The sequence below is a fragment of the Streptomyces sp. NPDC033174 genome (assembly GCF_055577795.1).
Map to the genome: position 1 here is coordinate 71,866 of NZ_JBVIPQ010000003.1, position 18,762 is coordinate 90,627.

Below are 18,762 nucleotides of genomic sequence, written 5' to 3' on the forward strand. Positions count from 1 at the left end.
CCCCGAGCGTGGGGCGATGCGCACCTATCAAGAGCTTTTCCATACGCGGGAGTTCACACCCTTCTTCGTGACCTCGACCCTGCAGGTGGCGGCGCAGACGGTGAGCGGTCTGGCGCTCGGCACGCTGATCTTCGCCGAGACCGGCTCGCCGTTGCTGTCAGCTCTGGCCCTCTTCGGCCCCGCCCTCGCCCAGCTGGTCGGCGCGAGCACCCTGCTCTCGGCGGCCGACCGCCTGCCGCCGCGCGCGGCCCTGACCGGCACGGCGGTCCTGTTCGGACTCGGTACCGCCGCCCAGGCCGTCCCCGGGCTCCCTCTGCCCGCCGCCTTCACCCTGCTGCTCGTCCTCGGCATGGCGGGTTCGCTGGGCGGGGGAGTGCGCTACGGACTGCTCGGTGAGATCGTCACCCGCGACGCCTACCTGCTCGGCCGTTCGCTGCTCAACATGTCCGCCGGCGCCTCCCAGATCGGCGGGTTCGCCGCCGGTGGCGTACTCGTGGCCACCCTGTCACCGCGCGGCACCCTGCTCGCCGGCGCCGCCCTCCACCTCGCCGCGGCCGCCGTCGCCCGGTCGGGCCTGTCCGGACGCCCGCCGAGGGCCGGAGGCCGTCCGTCCGTCGCCGAGACCTGGCGGAACAACGCACGGCTCTGGTCCTCCCCGCCCCGCCGGTACGTGTACCTCGCCCTCTGGCTGCCCAACGGAATGATCGTCGGCTGCGAGTCGCTCTTCATCCCCTACGCGCCCCGGCACTCCGGGCTCCTGTTCGCCTTCGGCGCGCTCGGCATGCTGGCCGGCGACGTCCTGGCGGGCCGGCTGCTGCCGAAACGATGGCGCCGGCGCCTGGCCACCCCCCTGCATCTGCTCCTGGCCGTGCCGTACCTGACCCTCGCGCTCAGGCCCTCGCCACCCGTCGCGGTCGCCGTGGTCACGCTCGCCTCGGTCGGGTTCGGCGCGACTCTTCTGCTCCAGGAGCGCCTGATGGCCCTGACCCCCGACGAGTTGAGCGGTCACGCGCTCGGGCTGCACAGCTCGGGGATGCTCGCGATGCAGGGCGTGAGCGCGGCCGTCGCGGGCGCCGTCGCCCAGCTCACCTCGCCCCCGGCGGCGATGGCCGTCATGGCGACCGCCTCCCTGGCGGTCACCCTGACGCTCGTACCGGGGCTGAGGACAGGCCCCGCCAGGGAGCCGATGGGCTCCCCGGGCCCGGTGAGCCGCCGTTCAGATCATCGACTGGGAGCGCGGTCGCCGGCGCCGAGCAGGGCGGTGAACAGCGCGGACACGTCGGCCCCCGCCGGGAGGCCACTCACCTGACCGTCCCCCACCTCGACGACCCGCCACCGCCCGTCCTCACGCAGGGCCAGGTCCGTGGTGACGAAGCGGCAACCGAGGCGGCGCACCGCCGGACGCACCGAGCCGAGGGGCGGGTCGGGAAGGCGGCCGGGGGTGTCCGGGTGGGCGGTGGTCAGAACCGGTTCGCCGTCCACCCACCACACGCGTGCCTCGCCACCGGCCACGAACGGCTCGTACTCCCGGACCACCAGGCCACCGGCGAGGGAGTCCTCCTGGAGTTCGAGGAAGCGCCGCGCGACCGCGCGGAACCGCTCCCGATCCGCCGTGCGCGGGACGTAACAGGCCTCGTCCCACTCGTGCTTACGGGACTTGACGTAGTCCTTGACGATCGCCGCCCGCGCCGCCAGCCCCTCGGCCAGCGCCGTGAGCGCGGAGTCCTCCACCGGTGCTCCGGCGCGCAGCGGCAGCCACACACTGCGGGGCGTCAGCGGCTCGAACACCCCGTACCAGCCCGGCAGTTCATGGGCCCTGCCGTACGCCTCCGCTTCGGTGAGCAGGCCGCTGCCGCGTGCCGAGAGGGCCCTGGCGAACTCCCCGTAACGCGCGGCGGGAATCATCCAGCCCCGGTACCAGTACGGCCCCGAACCCTTCGGGACCCGGGCCAGCGCCGTCGCCATGTCCCCGCCCACCAGCGCGTCATGGTCCACCAGCGCGACCGGGGCGCCCGCGCCGCGGACGGCCGCGACCTCCTCCGCGAAGAGGGGGTCGGGCCGTCCGCCGCGCAACGGGTCGGCGCAGAACAGCACCCCGGACGTCACAGCCGCGACAGCTCGTCCACGAGGTCGTCCAGGCCCAGCGGACCCTGCGAGAGGGCCGCCATGTGCCAGGCCTTCGCGTCGAAGGAGTCGCCGTGCGCCGCGCGCGCCTTCTCCCGGCCCAGCAGCCAGGCGCGCTCGCCCAGCTTGTAGCCGATCGCCTGCGCCGGCATCGAGAGATAGCGGGTCATCTCGCTCTCCACGAAGGCCGGCGGCCGGCTGCTGTGCCGCTGGAAGAACTCCTGCGCCAGCTCCGGCGTCCAGCGCTCGCCCGGGTGGAACGGCGAGTCCGCCGGGATCTCCAGCTCCAGATGCATACCGATGTCCACGATCACCCGGCACGCGCGCATCATCTGGCCGTCGAGGTAGCCCAGCCTGCGCTCGGCGTCCGGCAGGAAGCCCAGCTCGTCCATGAGCCGCTCCGCGTACAGCGCCCAGCCCTCCGCGTTGGCCGAGACACCGCCGATGGTCGCCTGGTAGCGGGAGAGCTGGTCCGCGACATGCACCCACTGCGCGATCTGGAGGTGATGACCGGGCACACCCTCGTGGTACCAGGTCGACACCAGGTCGTACACCGGGAAGCGGGTCTCGCCGTCGACCGGCAGCCAGGTGCGCCCCGGCCGCGAGAAGTCCTCGGACGGGCCGGTGTAGTACGGGGCGGCGGCCCCGCCGGGAGGCGCGATACGGGACTCCACCACCCGTACGCGCTCGGCGAGTTCGAAGTGCGTGCCGTCCAGCGCCTCGATGGCCTCGTCCATGATGCTCTGCAGCCAGACGCGGACCTCCTCGACGCCCTCGATGTGCGTGCCGTGGACATCGAGATGCGCGAGGGCCTCCCACGGCCCCGAGCCCGGCAGGATCTTCTCGGCTTCGGTCCTCATCTCGGCCAGGAGGCGGTGGTACTCGGCCCAGCCGTAGGCGTACGCCTCGTCGAGTTCCAGGTCGGTGCCGTTGAAGTAGCGCGACCAGCGCTTGTAGCGTTCGCGGCCCACGGTGTCCGGCGCATCCTTGACGGCCGGGGCGTACACGTCACGCATCCAGTCCCGCAGGGCGGTGACCGCCGCCGTGGCGCCGCGCGCCGCGGTGTCCAGTTCCGCGCGCAGCGACGCCGGGCCGGCCGCCGCGAACTCCTCGAACCAGCCCTGCCCCGTCCCGTCGGAGCCCGCCCACTCGGTGAGCTGCTCGATGAAGGTGGCCGTGGCCCGCGGGCCACCGCGCATCCCGCGCTCCAGACCCAGGTCGAGCGAGACGCGATAGCCCTCGAGCGCGTCGGGAACCGCGCGCAGCCGCTCGGCGACCGCCGCCCAGTCCTCTTCCGTCTCCGTCGGCATCACCGTGAACACGATCCGGACACTGTGCGCGGGGGACCGCATATTGCTGACCGCGCACAGGCCCTCGTCGGCCTCGTGGATCGCCAGCTCCGCAGTGAGCCGCTCACGCAGCAGCCGGCCACAGCGCCGCTCGGCGTCGCTGTCGGCCCCGGGCTGCCGCTCGGCCTCGTCGAGCCGGGCGAGCGTACGGCGGGCGAGCTCGGCCAGGGCTTCCTGGCCGGCCGGGGTGAAGTCGGGAAGCAGGCCGGCGCTCTTTTGCACTCCCAGGTACGTACCGGTGATCGGGTCGAGCTCGATGAGTGCGTCGACATAGGCGTCGGCGACCTGGCGGGGGAGGAGCAGCGGGCTGCTGGAAAGCTCTGACATGGGGCTCATCCTCGTACGTCGGGCGCCTCCGCGTCATCCACATGAAGCTCTCATTCGATCTCAGTCGGCTGACAAATGAGCGCCCGACGTGGGCGGGAGGAGCGGGCCGCAGTCCCACTGCTGGAAGATCAGCCGGGTCTCCACACGCGCCACCTCGCGCTGCGACGTGAACTCGTCCAGGACGAGTCGTTGCAGGTCGGCCGGGTCCGCCACGGCCACGTGCACCAGATAGTCGTCCGGGCCGGTGAGATGGAACAGCGCCCGGGACTCCGGGAGGGCCCGGACGCGCTCGACGAACGGACCGATCAGTTCGCGCCGGTGCGGACGCACCTGCACCAGGAGCAGCGCTTCGAGGCCCCGGCCGAGTTTGGCCGGATCCAGTCGTAGCTGGTGTCCGAGGATCACGCCCGTGCGCCGCAGTCGGGCCACCCGGTCCAGGCATGTGGAGGCGGCGACACCCACCTCCGCGGCCAGGTCCCGGTAGGTGCTCCGGGCGTCGTTCTGCAGAAGGCGAAGAATGTGCAGATCGACCGCGTCCAGTACGACAGAATCAGCCATCCGGCGAACGTAGCACGGGGTTCCACCGCTACCTTCCGGTATCCGTTCAGAGTGCCGCCATGGACACGGACATGGAGTACGGCGCCCCGACCACCCCCAGGGCTCTGGCCACAGAAGCAGTGCACGCCGGACGCGAGGACCTCGCGGCGCTCGGCCTGCACGCCGCGCCGCTCGACCTCTCGACGACCTACCCGTCGTACGACACTCGCGGCGAGGCCGCGCGGATCGACGCCTTCGCCGCCACCGGCGCCAGGCTGGAGGGCCCGCCCGTCTACGCGCGCCTCGACAACCCCACCACCGCGCGCTTCGAAGAGGCCCTCGCCCGGCTGGAGGGGACGGAGAGCGCCGTGGCCTTCGCCAGCGGCATGGCGGCACTCACCGCCGTCCTCCTGGCCAGGGCGAGCCTCGGACTGCGCCACGTGGTCGCGGTCCGGCCCCTCTACGGCTGCAGTGACCATCTTCTGAACGCCGGCCTGCTCGGCACCGAGGTGACCTGGACCGACGCCGCCGGGATCGCGGAGGCGATCCGCCCGGACACCGGACTGGTCATGGTCGAGACCCCCGCCAACCCGACCCTGGCCGAGGTCGACATACGGGCGATCGCCCACTCCTGCGGCTCCGTCCCGCTGCTCGTCGACAACACCTTCGCCACGCCCGTGCTCCAGCGGCCCGTGGAGGAGGGAGCCCGGATCGTGCTGCACAGCGCCACGAAGTACCTGGGCGGGCACGGCGACGTGCTCGGCGGGGTCGTGGCGTGCGACGAGGAATTCGCCCGGACGCTACGCCTGGTCCGCTTCGCCACCGGGGGCGTCCTCCACCCGATGGCCGGCTATCTGCTGCTGCGGGGGCTCTCCACCCTGCCGGTACGGGTCCGGGCGGCATCCACCACCGCCGCGGAGCTGGTCCGCAGGCTGGCCGCCGACCCGCGCGTCGCCCGTGTCCACTACCCGAAGATCGGTGGCGCGATGGTCTCCTTCGAGGTGTTCGGGGATCCGCACGCGGTCATCGCCGGCGTACGGCTCATCACTCCCGCGGTCAGCCTCGGCAGCGTGGACACTCTGATCCAGCACCCGGCCTCCATCAGCCACCGCATCGTGGCCGAGGGAGACCGGCGCTCGTCGGGCGTCAGCGACCGGCTGCTGCGGATGTCGGTCGGACTCGAGGACGTCGAGGACCTGTGGCGTGATCTGACCGCGGCGCTCAGCGCCTCGCCCGCCGGACGGGATGTCCGGGCCGGTCGACCCCACCATGGGGAGCGCGCTGTTCGCGTGGTGCGTACTGATCAGGCTGTTGGGTCTGCTGAGGGGTCCGCGACGGAGTCGACTCCAGTCGGGCGGTGATCACCAGGGTGCCCTCCTCGATCTGGTAGTCGAGGGGGAGCGACAGGCCGCGCATCGCCGCGACCATGCCGGTGTTGGACGCCTGGGTCACGGCGTAGACGCTCTCGCAGCGGGCCTCGACGGCCAGCGCCACCAGGCGGCCCAGCAGCTCCGAGCCGATCCCGCGCCGCTGCCAGTCGTCCTCGACGAGCAGCGCGACCTCGGTCTCGTCCCCGTCCCACAGGAGATGGCCGAGGGCGACGAGCCTGCCGGAAGCGGTCTGGACGGCGAGAGTGCGGCCGAAGCGCGGGCTGAGCAGATGGCTCAGATAGCGGTCGGCGTCGGCCACCGGGCCGTGGTAGCGCAGGCCCAGGGTCCGGTCCGAGCAGCGGTCGTGCATGGCGCGCGCGGCGGCCAGGTCGGACTGGTCGGCGCGGCGCACCGTGATCTCGTTGCCCTCGGGCAGCGTGAGCACGTCCTGGCTGCGGGGAATGCGCGGGCCCAGACGGGCGTCGAGCTCGACGAGCGCCCGGGCCCGCGCGAACTCGGTCGGGGTGAACGGCAGATACGGCCGCTCGATCGTGATGGCCCCGCCGTTCGGGTCGCGCAGCCGCATCACCGTCTCCTCCAGTACACCCTCCACCGGGGCGGTCTCCCCGGTGGGCCGTCCCGTGAGCGAGAGGGCGGGGAGCGAGTGGATGGTGCAGCGGCCCAGCAACTGCCTCAGCGCCAGCGGCAGTTCAGCCGCGTCCAGCGCCGTGCGGGTGGCGAGTCCCAGCAGCCGGGTCGGGGTGTCCACCAGATCGTGGGCGTCGGCCCGCTCGATCCAAGTGGAGCTGCCGCCGGCCGCCGAGATCTCCCGGGTGAGCTGCGTGGCCTGGAGGGCGGCGGGTGCGCGCAGCAGGAACTCGTCGACCGTGCCGTTTCCCAGCGGATGCGTCTGGAGGGTGAGGATGTCGACGCTGTGCTCGGCCATCGCGACGCACAGCGCGGCCAGACTGCCGGGTTCGTCCCGCACGGTGGTCCGCATCCGCCACAGTACGGTCTCCTCCTGTGGGTTCTCCCCGTGGCCGAGGGAGGGTGCCGGCAGCGGGACCGTGCCGCTGCCGCCGGTATGACCGGCCCCCGCGGCGGTCGGGGGTGCGTGGCTGTGGCGGCGTGCCCACCATGTGTGGAACGCGGCCGTGGCGATCAGGGCGATGGCCGAGATCACCAGCAGATAGGGGCCCTTCGGGCCGTGGACGACGGTGTTGGCGATCGCGTCGGCGACCGCCACGGCGGTGAAGAGGGCGGCCAGTTCGACAAGGTCCCGCCGCCAGTGGTGGTGGCGGCGGGCGCGCTTCGCGGACGTCACATCAGTCATGGATTCACTGTGACCCAGCGGTGTTGCGTGATCACGAACGCTTTGTGACTGACGGGTTAAGTACCCCTCTAGATGCTTAATGACTGATTTCAGCCGGATGTGGCGTCGCCTGATCACCCTGCTGTCGCAATGCGGCCAGAAGCCGCTTCGCCTGTGTGACCAGCTGTGACGACCCCCGTCGGCCCGCCGCCTCGGCGAGGCCGGGAACCGCGCCGCTCGCCCCGCACCGCTCGACGCAGTCGGCGGCGATGGCCAGTATCTCCCCCAGACCGCGCGGCAGGGTGTCCCCGCACAACAGCGCGGACAACGCCGCCCCGAGGACGGACCACACCGTGGCGTACGCCCCGGTCGCGGCGGCCGTCCGGGCCGCGTCGGCAAGCCGATTGGGCTTCACCGTGCCGTCGGCGACCAGCTCGGCGAGATCGCCGCCGATACGGCCCGCCTCCAACTGCCCCCGCGCGGCCAGGACCAGCAGCGCGTCGACGGCGACGAGCCGGGCCTCGGAGTTCCGGGCACCCAGTCCGTGGGCCAGAGCCCGGTGGAACGCGTGCCCGGCCCCGCCGCCCGCCTCCGCCAGAACGGAGAGCCACCAGGTGGCGTCCGGCGTGTCGTACTCGGAGTGCTGCCGGATGCCGGGCAGCAGCCAGGAGGCGAGGATGTCCCCGTCATGGGGCAGCACCGCCGGCCAGTACCTCTGGTCGCCGACCCAGTGGTAGCAGGCGAGCCCGGACTCGCCGAACTCCCGGCTCAGCCATCGCAGGACCGACAGGAACTCCCGCCGGATCTCACGGCTCTCCCGCGCCTGGGCCAGCAGATGCCGCATGGCTGGGACCCCGCTTCGACCGTGCACCCGGCCCGCCGTGTTCGCCCGGTCCGGGTCCGGAGCGCCGGTGATCTCCTGCCCCGCGCCCGCGTCCGCACCCGCGCCCGCCGCGCTGCCGTCCGTCGGCGCCGGCGTGCTCCGCGGCGCCGGAACCAGCGGCTCCGCCGCGCTCAGCCATGCCGCGAGACGCTCGCCCTCCACGGTTCCGAGCTCCGCGGCGACCGGTGCCACCGCGGGGTTCCGCTCCACCCTCAGCAGCGCCTGCTCGAAGTCCGCCGGCCCCGGTGTGACACCGAGCCGCTGGTACGCCCGCAGGCGCTCCACGAGTTCCTCCGGATCCAGGGCGCCCGTGTGCCACGTGGGGGTGGCGAGCAGGAACGGCAGCGGCCGGGTCCGCACGTAGTAGGCGGCTTCCCAGAGACGGGCGTTGACGGCGAGGGCGAGCCCCGCGTGTGCGCATCTGTAGGGCGGGCGCAGCCGAGTGCGGGCATTGTGGAGCGTCGTGACCGAGACCCGTCCCAGCACGGCGGCTGCCACGACTTCCAGCCCGTCCGGATCATGGGAGAAGCGCTCGTCGGGGCTCCAGTGCGGAGAGTCGCCGAGCCACCAGCGGTCGGCGAGAGCGCCGCGCAGCGCACCGGCCAGTGCCTCCGCGTCCTGGTACGTGTGCCGGACGAGTCCGTCCAGGGTCCTCTCGAACGCGCTGACGTCGGCGGACCGCACCACCACCACCAGCTGTTCCACGAGCTCCGCCACCGACGCGGCGGCGGGCTCCACGCGCCGGAGCCCGGGAACCGGCGGCAGATGCTCCTCGTAGGGAACCGACTCCTCGGTGGGGAGGAGCGCCTCACCGAACACCTCGACGGCGCTCTCCCGGTGCGCCGGGCTCAACAGGGACGCCGCATCGGCCAGTTCACTGCGCAGCGTCTCGTCCACGGCGGACAGGTGGCGGCCGACCAGCTTAAGCGCCCGCTCCTGCACGCCCGTGTCCTCGTGCCCGAACGCCTCCGCGAGCACCGGAAGCAGTTCGGCCGCGTCCGCCGGGTCCCTGCGCAGCGCCTTTCCGAGCAGCACCAGCTGCGCCCGCACCAGCTTCTTCTCCGTACGGAACAGCACCGACCCGGACACCTCCGCCAGTGCCCGCGCCGGAAGGTCCCCGGACTCGGAGAGCCGCGCGAGCACGGCCTGGGCGTGGGCCGCCACCGTCGACGGGGCGTCGGAGGCCATGCCGATCCAGTCGGCGATCCGCTCCCGCTCCTCCTGCGGGGTGAGCGCCAGCCGTTGCAGCAGTGCCAGGAAGAACTTCAGATCGCCGGCCCTTCCGCCCCGGAGCAGCCGCGCCACGGCCCTGTCCACGAGCATGGACCGCTCGACGAGCCCCTCCTCGGACAGGGTCACCAGTACCGAGGGCCACTGGTCGGACGAGACGGTGTTCAGTGACCCGGCGAGCGGGCGGGGGAGCTCCACCGTCTCGAAGAGACGGGGGACGAGGTCCGCGAGGTGCGGGTCCTTCCGCAGTTCCCTGAGCAGCCCCGCCCGGCGGGTGTCCCCGGCCCAGCCGTGCACGAAGGCGTCCGTGGTCGGGACAGGACAGCCGGCGAGCCGTACCAGCTCGCGGATGAACGGGTAGTCCTCCTGGCCGGTGGATGCCCGGGCCGCGAGCCGGTGGGCCACGTCGCCCAGCCACTCGGAGTCACGGCCCGAGACGACCTCGACCAGAATCCCGGTCGGCAGGCGGTCCCACTGGCGCAGATCCCGGGCGCCCAGCCAGGCGGCGGCTGCCGCCGCGCCGGTGTGACACCCGGCTCCCGCGATGATCAGTCCCCGGCCCACCTTGAGGCGCTCCTGCCAGCGGCCCCACTCCCAGCTCCGGAGTTCGGTGCGCAGCTCCTTCAACCGCACCAGGGCCGCCTTGCGTTCGGTGGGATCCAGAGGCACGAGAAGCGCGGGAAGGGCCTGGTGACGGCCTTCCCGAACGGCGGTGAGCAGCTTCTCCACCTGGCTGACGACCGTCATCGCGCACCTCCCGCGACGAGCGCGCCGCGCCGCACCATCCGTACCGCCAGGGCGTGTTTGCACGGACCGCGTCTTCCCTGGTAGTCGGCCCACCACTGGCACGTGCAGGAGAGGGCTCCGTTCGACTCCCGCACCTGGTGGCGCCGTTCGCCCGAGGCGACGGTGGCGAGGCTGCCGTCGAGCGTCACGGCGTCCGAGGATGCCAGCGCGCGGGCGGCCACCAGCCGGGGGTTGTGCCGTTCCGCGCGGTCGGCGTCGTACGGCAGCTCACGGTGGAAGTACGCCGCGTCCGCCACGTCGTACCCCACGCGGCCCGCGGTCCCCAGCCGGGTGAGCGCGGCGCGGACCCGGTCGACCGGCAGGCCGGCCCGCTCGCCCAGCTCGGCGAGGTCGATGCGCGGCTCCCAGGCCAGCAGCACGGACACCAACTCCGCGTCCTGCGCGGCCTCTTCGGTGGCGAGCGCCTCCAGCACCCCGCCTTCGCCCGAGAAGCCCCGAGAGGCGTCCGGCGACAGCGTGAGCGTGAGCCGCATGCCCGGCAGCGTCACCTCCCAGGCGCTCGCGGTCGCCGCCCCGTCCGGCACCGGCCCGTACACCTTCAGCGCGGTCGCGTGCCGCAGGACCCGCTGCAGGGCGGCGAGCCGCTCGGGGCCCGGCAGGCACACGGCTCCGGGAACCGGTCGTGTGGTCGGCCGCAGCGTCCTGGCGGACGGCACGACCCACAGCGGACCCCGCGATCCGCCCCGTGTGCGGGGCAGGGAGCGCAGGAAGCGGACCGCCTCGGACGCCGACAGTTCGGCCCGCAGATCGAAGGCGGCGGAGGCGACCTGCGCCTCGGCGAACCCACGGAGCCAGCGGTCGGGCAGGGGCACCTTCTTCTCCACCACCGCTCCGCCGGTCGTCGTGACGGCCAACTCGTCCGGACCCACCCGCAGATGCAGCGGATCGTCACCCGTCATCCGCGAGAGCGCCTCCCGCAGGGGGTTGTTCACATCCACATTGGTCGTGCCGTGACCGGTCTCCGCACCGTCGAGCCCCTCCCGCAGGACGTCCAGGCGGGCGTAGACCCCGCCGCAGCCCGAGAAGGACTCGAAGCGCAGCCGGTCGCCGTTGCCGGTCACCACCGGGTCGAGTGACGCCGGCCGCAGTCGCTGGTAGTAACGGGCGGCCGCCACGTCGGCGACCGCCAGCAACCCGCGTGCCGTTGTCTGGGGGGACGTCAGAAACCCCGCGAAGAAGCGGGGGTGGGCCTCGGCGCCGGTGGGTGTGAGCCCGCCCGATGTCTCGAGCCCCAACAGCCGTCCGGCCTGCGAGGACTCGAGTGCGGACATGCGGGAATAGGCGAGTGCCTGTACGGATCGCGTCATGGGAATGACGGTAGGGGGCACCACTGACAATCCTCGGACGGCTGTGCGTCAGCTCCCGGCGATGGCCCGCAGCGCCGTCAGATGCCGGGCGTAGACGTCACGCCCTGTGGCCGTCAGCGCCAGCCAGGTCCGCGGCCGGCGCCCCACCCGGCCCTTGTCCACCGAGACCAGCCCCGCCTCCTCCAGCGCGGCAACCTGCTTGGAGAGCGCCGAGTCGGACACCTCCACCAGATCCCGTACGAACGCGAACTCGGCCCTGTCCAGCGGCGCGAGGGCCGCCACCACCGACAGGCGCACGGGCGAGGTGAGCAGGGGCTCCAGCGCGTGACGCGGGTGACTGCCCGGCTTCGCGTCCGTCATGCGCCCAGACGCCCTTCGATCCAACCGCCCACCGCCAGGGGCGCCGTGCACACCAGCGTCGCCCCGACGGCGAAGGCGACGCTGTCGGGGAAGGCCGTGGAGCCCAGCGTGATCGCGAGCGCGTACAGCGCCCCCCAGATTCCGATGGTGAGGCCGTGCCGCAGACCGAAGGCGCGCCGCACCGCCCGCCTGCGCGCCGCGTAGAGACTCAGCCCCGACACGGCGACGACGTATACGGCCAGGGCGAGCGGCATGGCCACCGTGCCGTGCAGCAGCAGCACCGTGGGCACGAGTCCCAGCTGCGCGACGGCGAAGATCAGCAGATAGCGGCTGTACCAGCCGCTGTCCCGCCGTGCGGCCTTCTCCATCCGCAGGGTTCGCCCCAACGCCTCGGCTGCCTGCATGTGTTCGGACATCACGAGCCACCTGTTCCTCGACGACAACTACTTTCCACTATGGCAAGTAAATGCCGCCATTGCAACGGGAGATGGCGGAGGGGCTTGCAGGAGGGGCTCCCCGGGAAGGGCCCCCGGCAGTGGCCCCGAGAATGGGTCTCACTGGCCGACGCGTCCCGGCTGAAGCACCTTGCTGAACAGGACGGTTCCTCCCTCCGCCCGCAGCCGCACGGTCAACTCGGCGCTGCCGCCGTCGATGTCGACCTCGCCGAAGTACTGCGGCGTCTCCATCGGCGACAGATTCGCCCGCTCCGGCGCACGTACGAACACCCGCTCCGGCCCGAACGTGGAGTCCAGCGCGTTGGCCGGGAACCCGCCCGCCGCCAGCGGCCCCGAGACGAACTCCCAGAACGGCGCGAAGTCCTTGAACGCGGCCCGCTCCGGGGCGTAGTGCTGAGCCGAGGTGTAGTGCACGTCCGCCGTCAGCCACAGCGTCCCGGTGACACGGCGGTGCTTGATGAACCGAAGCAGCTCCGCGATCTGCAGCTCCCGGCCGAGCGGCGCCCCCGGATCGCCCTGCGCCACGGCCTCGAAGTCGGCCGAACCGTCCGGGACGACCAGACCCAGCGGCATGTCGGAGGCGATCACCTTCCACACCGCCCGCGAGCGCGCCAGCTCGCGCTTCAGCCAGGCCAGCTGTTCCGCGCCGAGGATGCCGGTGGTGTCGTCGGCCTGACGGCCCGGCGAGTTGGCGTTGCGGTGGGAGCGCATGTCGAGGACGAACACGTCGAGCAGCGGACCGTACCGCACCACCCGGTGCATCCAGCCCTCGTCACCGCGCGCGTGGAGCGTGGACACGGGGAAGTACTCGCCGAACGCGCGCAAGGAGCGCGCCGCGAGGACGTCCACGTCCTTCTCGGTGTAGCGCGGGTCGTCGAGGATCTGCCCCGGGTACCAGTTGTTGCGCACCTCGTGGTCGTCCCACTGCACGATCGTCGGCACCTGGGCGTTGAACGCGCGGACGTTGTGGTCCAGAAGGTTGTAGCGGAAGTTGCCCCGGTACTCGTCGAGGCTCTCCGCGACCTTCGACTTCTCCTCGGTGGTGATGTTGCGCCAGACCCTGCCGTCGGGCAGCGTCACGCTCGGCTGGATCACCCCGTCCGCGTAGATCGTGTCCCCGCTGCACAGGAAGAAGTCCGGGTCGAGCCGGCGCATCTCCTCGTACGCGCGGAACCCGCCGATGTCCGGGTTGATGCCCCAGCCCTGCCCGGCGATGTCGCCCGACCAGAGGAAGCGCACACCCGCCCGGCGCCGCGCGGGAGCCGTACGGAACGTTCCGGCCACCGGCTCCCCGGTACGCCGCGGGTCGTCCGGATCGGCGAGCGTCACGCGGTAGTGGATCTGCTCACCGGGAGGCAGTCCGCGCAGCGCCGTCGTCCCCGTGAAGTCGCTGTCCGCGCCGAGCAGCGGGCCGTACCACCGCCGGGCGCCCCGGAAGGACTCGCTCGCTGCGGTCTCCACGACCATCCGCGCCGGCCGGTCGGACCGCACCCACACCAGGCCGGACGACGAGGTCACATCGCCCGTCTGCACACCCCACGCGGCACGCGGCCGCCCCGAAAGGGCGAGAGCCGGCGCCGCCCCGCCCAGAGCGGCGGCTCCCCCGAGGGAGAACGCCGCCGAGGCGGCCAGGGTGCCGCGCAGGACGCTGCGGCGGGCGGGCGACGGGCTCGGCGGGCTGTACGACATCGGTGCGCCTCCAGGAGGAATCGGTTCACGCTGCCGGGACGTGTGGTTCGGGCGGCTGTGCCATGCCTAACGGCCGGTGACGGCGCGCACACCAACCCCACATGAACAACGGGCTCCGACCGCGCAGGAACACGCCGGCCACGCCTCCGCCACGGGGTCGACGTCGCAGGGCGGAGGACCAGCGACCGATCGACCCGTCCGAAGCCGCGGGATACGGTCGGACCGGTCCCATCACACCGACCAGGGGGAAACTCATGCCCATAGGCGGCCAGTCGCACATCCGTATCGCCCGTCCCTCAAGAGACCTGGAGGCGGCCGAGCGGTTCTGGAAGGACGGCCTCGGCCTGACCGTCATCCACCGCGACGAGGGCACCGCCGAACCCGGCCACCACGCCCTGCTCATGCTGGGCTGGCCCGACGCCGGCTGGCACCTCGAACTCGTCCACGCCTCGCCCGCCGAGCCGCGCCCCACCGAGGAGGATCTTCTCGTCGTCTACCTCGAAGAGGCGGTCCCCGACGAGCTCGTGGCCCGGCTCGAGGAGCACGGCGGCAAGCGCGTGACGTCCCCCAACCCTTACTGGAACGAATGGGGCGTCACCGTCGAGGACCCCGACGGCTACCGGCTCGTCCTCTCCGTACGGGGCTGGTCCAACAGCGGCTGACCGCCGCCGCGCGGGGCGTCCGCGTGCTCACCTTTACCGCGCACGGCGCCCGCCAGCAGGCGCACGCCCCGCGCGATGTCCGACGGCGTCAGATGCGCGTAGCCCAGCACGAGCCTCAGGTACCCGTCCGTGAGGACCCGCGTCCCGTACTCCTCCAGCGGTCGCACCGCCACCCCGGCCGCGGCCGCCCGCCGCACCAGGAGCGGCGCCGGGCCGCCCTCGGCGGGCACGCGCGCGATGATGTGCAGCCCGGCGGCGATCCCGCTGACCTCCGTACCGGGCAGATGCTCCTCCAGCGCCGCCACCAGGGCGTCCCGGCGCTCCCGGTAGGCGCGCTGACAACGCCTCAGCTGACGGTCGTAGCCGCCCCGGGTGACGAAGTCGCAGAGCACCGCCTGATCGAGGGCCGGATTGCCCAGGTCCATGGTCCGCTTGCGCTCCACGACGTCCTCGACCAGTTCCTCCGGCGCGAGCAGCCAGCCGAGGCGCAGCCCGGGCGCCAGGGACTTGCTCACCGAACCGGTGTACGCGACCCGTTCCGGATCGAGGCCCTGGAGCGCGCCGACCGGGGCCCGGTCGTAGCGGAAGTCCCCGTCGTAGTCGTCCTCCACGACGAAGCCGTCCACCGACCGTGCCCACCGCAGGAGTTCGGCGCGCCGCCGGGCCGAGTACCCGATCCCGGAGGGGAACTGGTGCGAGGGAGTGGTCACGACCGCCCGTAGGCCGGACTCGGCCAGTGGCCCCGGCAGCAGCCCCTCGGCGTCCATCGGCAGCCACACGGTCTCCACACCGGTCGAGGCGAACAGCCTGCCGTGCTCCGGGCTCCCGGGGTCCTCCACTCCGACCGCCCGCACCCCGCGCGCGTGCAGCACGAATCCGAGCAGGGTCATCGCCTGGGCCACGCCCGAACACACCACGAGCCGCCCGGGATCGGCCACCACCCCTCGGCGCCTGGCCAGCAGCCCGGCCAGCGCCTCGCGCAGCTCCGCCAGCCCGCGCGGATCCGGATAGCCCAGTGCCCGGTGCGGCAGCCGGGACAGGACGGCCTTGTGCGCGGCGGCCCACGCGGCACGCGGGAAGAGTGAGAGATCGGGGGTCCCCGGAGTGAAGTCCACCAGCGGACGCGAAGCGGGCGGAGCAGGGTCGGGCGCCCCCTCGGCAGCCGCCCGTACGGCGTCGCCCACCCAGGTGCCGGCTCCCCGCCCGCTGCGCAAATAGCCCTCGGCGACGAGCTGTTCGTACGTCTCGGTGATCAGTCCGCGCGACACCCCGAGGTCAGCCGCCAGCTCCCGGCTGGCCGGCAGGCGTGTCCCCGCCACCAGACGACCCGAGCGCACCGCCTCACGCAGGGCCGACTGGAGCGCCCGGCCACGCCGGCGGGCCGGAGCACCGGCCGCGGGCAGCAGCAGCTCCCACGCGGGGCTTCCGCCGTCCCCGCCCGCCGGTGGATTGGTCCCCGATGACGTCATGGAAGTGGACCTTAAACGGGACCGGAGCGCTGCCTAGCGTCGGGACCATGAACGCGAACCTTCTGCGTGGAACCCTCCTCGTGACCCTCGCCTACGCCCTCGTCGGCGCCTCCTTCACCGCCAACAGCCTTCTCGGCGACTACCCCTACGCGGGCGGCCAGGCGCTGCGCTACGGCGCCGCCTTTCTGCTCCTGCTCCCCTTCCTCGGCCGGGGAGGCCTCGCCCCGCTGCGCGACCTGAGCCACCGTCAGTGGGGGCGTCTGGCCGTCGTCGCCGCCGTCGGGATGGTCGGCTTCAATCTGTCCGTCCTCGCGGCCGAGCGGAGCGCCGAACCGGCCGTGCCGGGAGTGTTCGTCGGCTGCGCGCCAGTGGTCGTCGCCGTCCTCGTGCCGCTGATGAACAGGCGCAAGCCGGTCCTCCCGGTGCTCTGCGGGGCCCTGTTCGTCGCCGCGGGCGCGTTCACGGTGCAGGGCTGGGGCCGTACCGACCTGTCCGGCATGGTGTGGTCGCTGGGCGCGCTCGTCGGTGAGGTGGGCTTCACGGTGCTCGCCGTGCCGGTTCTGCGGCCCCTGGGGCCGCGCCTGCTCACTGCGGCGGTCTGCGGCATCGGAGCCGTGGAGTCCGCGCTCCTCGGGTTCGTGCTCGACGGGACGGCGTTCCTGCGGATCCCGGCCATGTCCGAGGCGCTGGCGCTCGGTTGGCAGGCGGCCGTCGTCACCGTGGTCGGCTTCGTTCTGTACTACACGGGCATGCGCCGGATCGGTGTGGAGCGGGCGGTGCTGCTGTCGGGTCTGATCCCGGTGGCCGCGGCGCTGACCGCGCCGCTGGCCGGCACGGGCACCTACGGCGTGGCCCAGGCGACGGGCAGCGCGCTGGTGGGCGCCGGAGCCGCGCTGGGCTCCGGCGCCTTCGGCAGGCGTCCCCGGGGAAAGTCAGCGGCTGCCGTCGAGGATCACCCGGGCGACCAGGGCCGGATCGTCGTTCATCGGCACATGGCCGCAACCGGGCAGCCGGACCAGCCGGGCACCGGGGACGGTGCGCTTGGCGCGTATCCCCTGGCGGCGCAGCAGCAGCCGGTCCCGGGTGCCCCAGGCGACCGTGACCGGAACGCCGGGCACGTCGTCGGTGAACCGCACGCTCCCGCCGGCGGCGAGCGTCTCGTGGAAGCCGGTGGCACCGCGCAGCGCGAGGGTCTCGGCGACGGCGGCCTCGGGTGAGCGGCGGCCGGGACGGGCGTAGATGGTGCTGGTCAGCGCCGTACGGCCGGCGGCGGTCCGGGACAGCCGTTCGATCAGCGGCAGCGGCATCGCGAAAGCCGCGGCCCGCATCGCCCGCAGCGTCCCGAAGGCGTACCGCCGCTCGCCCTCCGACCAGAAACCGGCCGGGGACAGCGCCGTCACCGACCGGACGAGCTTCTCCTTGCCCAGCTCCAGGGCCAGGAGCCCGCCGAGGGAGTTCCCCGCGACATGCGGCCGCTCGATGCCCAGCGCCTCGCAGAGCCCGGCGAGTACGGGCACGACCGTCCCGAGGTCGTAGGCGAACCCGTCGGGCAGGGCCGGTGAGGCGCCGAAGCCGGGCAGGTCGATCGCGACGACGTCCCGCTCGGCCGCCAGGATCGACAGGACCGGCTCCCAGGCCTGCCAGTGGTGGCCGATCCCGTGCAGCAGCAGCAACGGCTCGCCTGCGCCCCTGCGTTCGTACGTCACGGAGACCGTGCGCGGTCCCCGGGGGGACGCGGTGGTGAACGAGACCTCTGCCGGCATACGACTGCTCCCTGTCTTAGACACCCTGTCAGCAACAATTACCGTTCAGTAGCAACGAGTTCAAGAGGGTGGCCGCAACGGGTCGGGAACGCTCGCGGACGGACTCGCGGGGCAAGAGCCGCCGGGACCTCTCCCCGTCCCCTCCCGCCCCATGACTGTGGCCCGCGCCGCACTCTCCGGGCCTGGACACCTCCCCGCGCGCGGGATGGGATGGGAGCGTGACCACCGACTCCGCGACCGACGTCTTCCAGCAACACCGCCCCGTCCTCATCGGCGTGGCCTACCGCATGCTCGGCCGCGCCACCGACGCGGACGACGTCGTCCAGGAGGCATGGCTGCGATGGTCGGCCGAGCGGCGGGAGGACGTCCGCGAGCCGCGCGCCTATCTCGTACGGATCACCACCCGGCTGGCCATCGACCGGCTGCGCCACGTGCAGTCGCGGCGCGAGTCCTACGTCGGGCCGTGGCTGCCCGAACCGATCGTCACCGACTTCGGCCCGTCCGTGCCCGACACGGCCGAACGCGCCGTGCTCGCCGACTCCGTGTCCCTCGCCGTCCTGGTCGTCCTGGAATCCCTCTCGCCGCTGGAGCGGGCCGTGTTCGTGCTCCGCGAGGCCTTCGGCTTCCCGTACGGGGAGATCGCCACCGTCCTCGACCGCTCCGAGGCCGCCGTGCGCCAGCTCGCCGGACGGGCCCGGCGCCATGTCGACGAGGGCCGGCCCCGCTACGACGTCGACCCGGCCGAGCGCCGCGACCTCACCGAGCGCTTCCTCGCCGCCGCGGGCGGGGGCGACCTCGGCGACCTGCTCAAACTGCTCGCCCCCGACGTGCGGCTCGTCGGCGACAGCGGCGGAAAGTCCAAGGGTCCGCTGCGGATCATCGAGAGCGCGGACAAGGTCGGCCGGTTCCTCCTCGGGGTCGCGGGTACCGTTGCCGGCTTCGAGGTCCGGCTCGTCGAGCTCAACGGCGCCCCCGCGATGCTCGCCCTGCGGGACGGCACACCGGACACCGTCCTCCAGCTGGAGGTTCACGACGGTCGCATTCAATGCCTCTATGTCGTTCGTAATCCGGACAAGCTCCACGCGGTCGCCCCGTAGGAGCGTCATCCTCCCGGAAGC

At 72.9% G+C, this 18,762-nt stretch carries 14 protein-coding genes and 2 pseudogenes; 5 read left to right on the forward strand and 11 right to left on the reverse strand.

Features of this window, described 5'->3' with window-relative positions:
* Positions 1 to 16 precede the first annotated feature (16 nt).
* Positions 17 to 1,309 carry an MFS transporter gene (locus ACZ5VC_RS10440; RefSeq protein WP_469119664.1) on the forward strand — a complete coding sequence of 431 codons (1,293 nt, stop codon included), beginning with the start codon at positions 17 to 19 and terminating at the stop codon, positions 1,307 to 1,309.
* On the opposite strand, the gene ACZ5VC_RS10445 is transcribed toward ACZ5VC_RS10440, so the two are convergent.
* The 3 genes from ACZ5VC_RS10445 to ACZ5VC_RS10455 are packed head-to-tail and all read right to left on the reverse strand — an operon-like array spanning position 1,222 to position 4,358.
* Positions 1,222 to 2,106 carry an ATP-grasp domain-containing protein gene (locus ACZ5VC_RS10445; RefSeq protein ID WP_469119665.1) on the reverse strand — a complete coding sequence of 295 codons (885 nt, stop codon included), beginning with the start codon at positions 2,104 to 2,106 and terminating at the stop codon, positions 1,222 to 1,224. The genes ACZ5VC_RS10440 and ACZ5VC_RS10445 overlap by 88 nt on opposite strands.
* Positions 2,103 to 3,800: a DUF885 domain-containing protein gene (locus tag ACZ5VC_RS10450; protein WP_469119666.1), complete on the reverse strand. Its 1,698-nt coding sequence runs from the start codon at positions 3,798 to 3,800 to the stop codon at positions 2,103 to 2,105. The genes ACZ5VC_RS10445 and ACZ5VC_RS10450 overlap by 4 nt, the downstream gene beginning before the upstream one ends.
* Before the next feature lie 60 nt (positions 3,801 to 3,860).
* A complete protein-coding gene (locus ACZ5VC_RS10455; RefSeq protein WP_469119667.1) occupies positions 3,861 to 4,358 on the reverse strand; it encodes an Lrp/AsnC family transcriptional regulator in 498 nt (165 codons plus the stop codon).
* A 59-nt stretch (positions 4,359 to 4,417) separates the two neighbouring features.
* Here ACZ5VC_RS10455 and ACZ5VC_RS10460 point away from each other — a divergent pair.
* Positions 4,418 to 5,599, forward strand: a pseudogene (locus ACZ5VC_RS10460) (trans-sulfuration enzyme family protein); the annotation flags it as partial.
* Here the strand turns inward: ACZ5VC_RS10460 and ACZ5VC_RS10465 are convergent.
* The 6 genes from ACZ5VC_RS10465 to ACZ5VC_RS10490 all read right to left on the reverse strand — a co-directional run bounded on the left by ACZ5VC_RS10465 (position 5,559) and on the right by ACZ5VC_RS10490 (position 13,750).
* Positions 5,559 to 7,040: a GNAT family N-acetyltransferase gene (locus tag ACZ5VC_RS10465; protein ID WP_469119668.1), complete on the reverse strand. Its 1,482-nt coding sequence runs from the start codon at positions 7,038 to 7,040 to the stop codon at positions 5,559 to 5,561. The pseudogene ACZ5VC_RS10460 and the gene ACZ5VC_RS10465 sit on opposite strands and share 41 nt — an antisense overlap.
* A 76-nt stretch (positions 7,041 to 7,116) precedes the next feature.
* On the reverse strand, positions 7,117 to 9,879 hold the full coding sequence (locus tag ACZ5VC_RS10470) for a DUF7824 domain-containing protein (protein ID WP_469119669.1): 2,763 nt from the start codon (positions 9,877 to 9,879) through the stop codon (positions 7,117 to 7,119).
* Positions 9,876 to 11,246: an SWIM zinc finger family protein gene (locus ACZ5VC_RS10475; protein ID WP_469119670.1), complete on the reverse strand. Its 1,371-nt coding sequence runs from the start codon at positions 11,244 to 11,246 to the stop codon at positions 9,876 to 9,878. The genes ACZ5VC_RS10470 and ACZ5VC_RS10475 overlap by 4 nt, the downstream gene beginning before the upstream one ends.
* Positions 11,247 to 11,294: 48 nt before the next feature.
* Entirely contained in the window at positions 11,295 to 11,606 is a 312-nt protein-coding gene (locus tag ACZ5VC_RS10480; protein WP_469119671.1) for a winged helix-turn-helix domain-containing protein, read from the reverse strand.
* The gene (locus ACZ5VC_RS10485) at positions 11,603 to 12,022 is read right to left on the reverse strand and encodes a hypothetical protein (RefSeq protein WP_469119672.1); all 420 of its coding nucleotides are present in this window, start codon (positions 12,020 to 12,022) and stop codon (positions 11,603 to 11,605) included. The genes ACZ5VC_RS10480 and ACZ5VC_RS10485 overlap by 4 nt, the downstream gene beginning before the upstream one ends.
* A gap of 138 nt (positions 12,023 to 12,160) precedes the next feature.
* Positions 12,161 to 13,750 (reverse strand): alkaline phosphatase D family protein, encoded by a 1,590-nt coding sequence (locus tag ACZ5VC_RS10490; protein WP_469119673.1) that lies wholly within the window; start codon positions 13,748 to 13,750, stop codon positions 12,161 to 12,163.
* 254 nt (positions 13,751 to 14,004) lie between these two features.
* Between ACZ5VC_RS10490 and ACZ5VC_RS10495 the strand changes: the two genes are divergently transcribed.
* On the forward strand, positions 14,005 to 14,412 hold the full coding sequence (locus ACZ5VC_RS10495; RefSeq protein ID WP_469119674.1) for a VOC family protein: 408 nt from the start codon (positions 14,005 to 14,007) through the stop codon (positions 14,410 to 14,412).
* On the opposite strand, the gene pdxR is transcribed toward ACZ5VC_RS10495, so the two are convergent.
* Positions 14,367 to 15,881 (reverse strand): MocR-like pyridoxine biosynthesis transcription factor PdxR, encoded by a 1,515-nt coding sequence (gene pdxR, locus ACZ5VC_RS10500; RefSeq protein ID WP_469119675.1) that lies wholly within the window; start codon positions 15,879 to 15,881, stop codon positions 14,367 to 14,369. The genes ACZ5VC_RS10495 and pdxR overlap by 46 nt on opposite strands.
* Before the next feature lie 47 nt (positions 15,882 to 15,928).
* Between pdxR and ACZ5VC_RS10505 the strand changes: the two are divergent.
* Positions 15,929 to 16,333 (forward strand): annotated as a pseudogene (locus tag ACZ5VC_RS10505) (EamA family transporter); the annotation flags it as partial.
* A 480-nt stretch (positions 16,334 to 16,813) separates the two neighbouring features.
* Here ACZ5VC_RS10505 and ACZ5VC_RS10510 read toward each other — a convergent pair.
* Positions 16,814 to 17,644 (reverse strand): alpha/beta fold hydrolase, encoded by an 831-nt coding sequence (locus ACZ5VC_RS10510; protein WP_469119676.1) that lies wholly within the window; start codon positions 17,642 to 17,644, stop codon positions 16,814 to 16,816.
* A 218-nt stretch (positions 17,645 to 17,862) separates the two neighbouring features.
* Here ACZ5VC_RS10510 and ACZ5VC_RS10515 point away from each other — a divergent pair, with 218 nt between their 5' ends.
* Positions 17,863 to 18,741: an RNA polymerase sigma-70 factor gene (locus ACZ5VC_RS10515; protein WP_469119677.1), complete on the forward strand. Its 879-nt coding sequence runs from the start codon at positions 17,863 to 17,865 to the stop codon at positions 18,739 to 18,741.
* The last annotated feature ends 21 nt before the right edge of the window (positions 18,742 to 18,762 follow it).

What these genes read in the sequence shown, in the direction of transcription:
- ACZ5VC_RS10455 (WP_469119667.1), bottom strand. Translation starts at nt 4,358, where the DNA reads ATGGCTGATTCTGTCGTACTGGACGCGGTCGATCTGCACATTCTTCGC.
- ACZ5VC_RS10450 (WP_469119666.1), bottom strand. Translation starts at nt 3,800, where the DNA reads ATGTCAGAGCTTTCCAGCAGCCCGCTGCTCCTCCCCCGCCAGGTCGCC.
- ACZ5VC_RS10480 (WP_469119671.1), bottom strand. Translation starts at nt 11,606, where the DNA reads ATGACGGACGCGAAGCCGGGCAGTCACCCGCGTCACGCGCTGGAGCCC.
- ACZ5VC_RS10485 (WP_469119672.1), bottom strand. Translation starts at nt 12,022, where the DNA reads ATGTCCGAACACATGCAGGCAGCCGAGGCGTTGGGGCGAACCCTGCGG.
- ACZ5VC_RS10495 (WP_469119674.1), top strand. Translation starts at nt 14,005, where the DNA reads ATGCCCATAGGCGGCCAGTCGCACATCCGTATCGCCCGTCCCTCAAGA.
- pdxR (WP_469119675.1), bottom strand. Translation starts at nt 15,881, where the DNA reads ATGACGTCATCGGGGACCAATCCACCGGCGGGCGGGGACGGCGGAAGC.
- ACZ5VC_RS10490 (WP_469119673.1), bottom strand. Translation starts at nt 13,750, where the DNA reads ATGTCGTACAGCCCGCCGAGCCCGTCGCCCGCCCGCCGCAGCGTCCTG.
- ACZ5VC_RS10440 (WP_469119664.1), top strand. Translation starts at nt 17, where the DNA reads ATGCGCACCTATCAAGAGCTTTTCCATACGCGGGAGTTCACACCCTTC.
- ACZ5VC_RS10475 (WP_469119670.1), bottom strand. Translation starts at nt 11,246, where the DNA reads ATGACGCGATCCGTACAGGCACTCGCCTATTCCCGCATGTCCGCACTC.
- ACZ5VC_RS10470 (WP_469119669.1), bottom strand. Translation starts at nt 9,879, where the DNA reads ATGACGGTCGTCAGCCAGGTGGAGAAGCTGCTCACCGCCGTTCGGGAA.
- ACZ5VC_RS10465 (WP_469119668.1), bottom strand. Translation starts at nt 7,040, where the DNA reads ATGACTGATGTGACGTCCGCGAAGCGCGCCCGCCGCCACCACCACTGG.
- ACZ5VC_RS10510 (WP_469119676.1), bottom strand. Translation starts at nt 17,644, where the DNA reads ATGCCGGCAGAGGTCTCGTTCACCACCGCGTCCCCCCGGGGACCGCGC.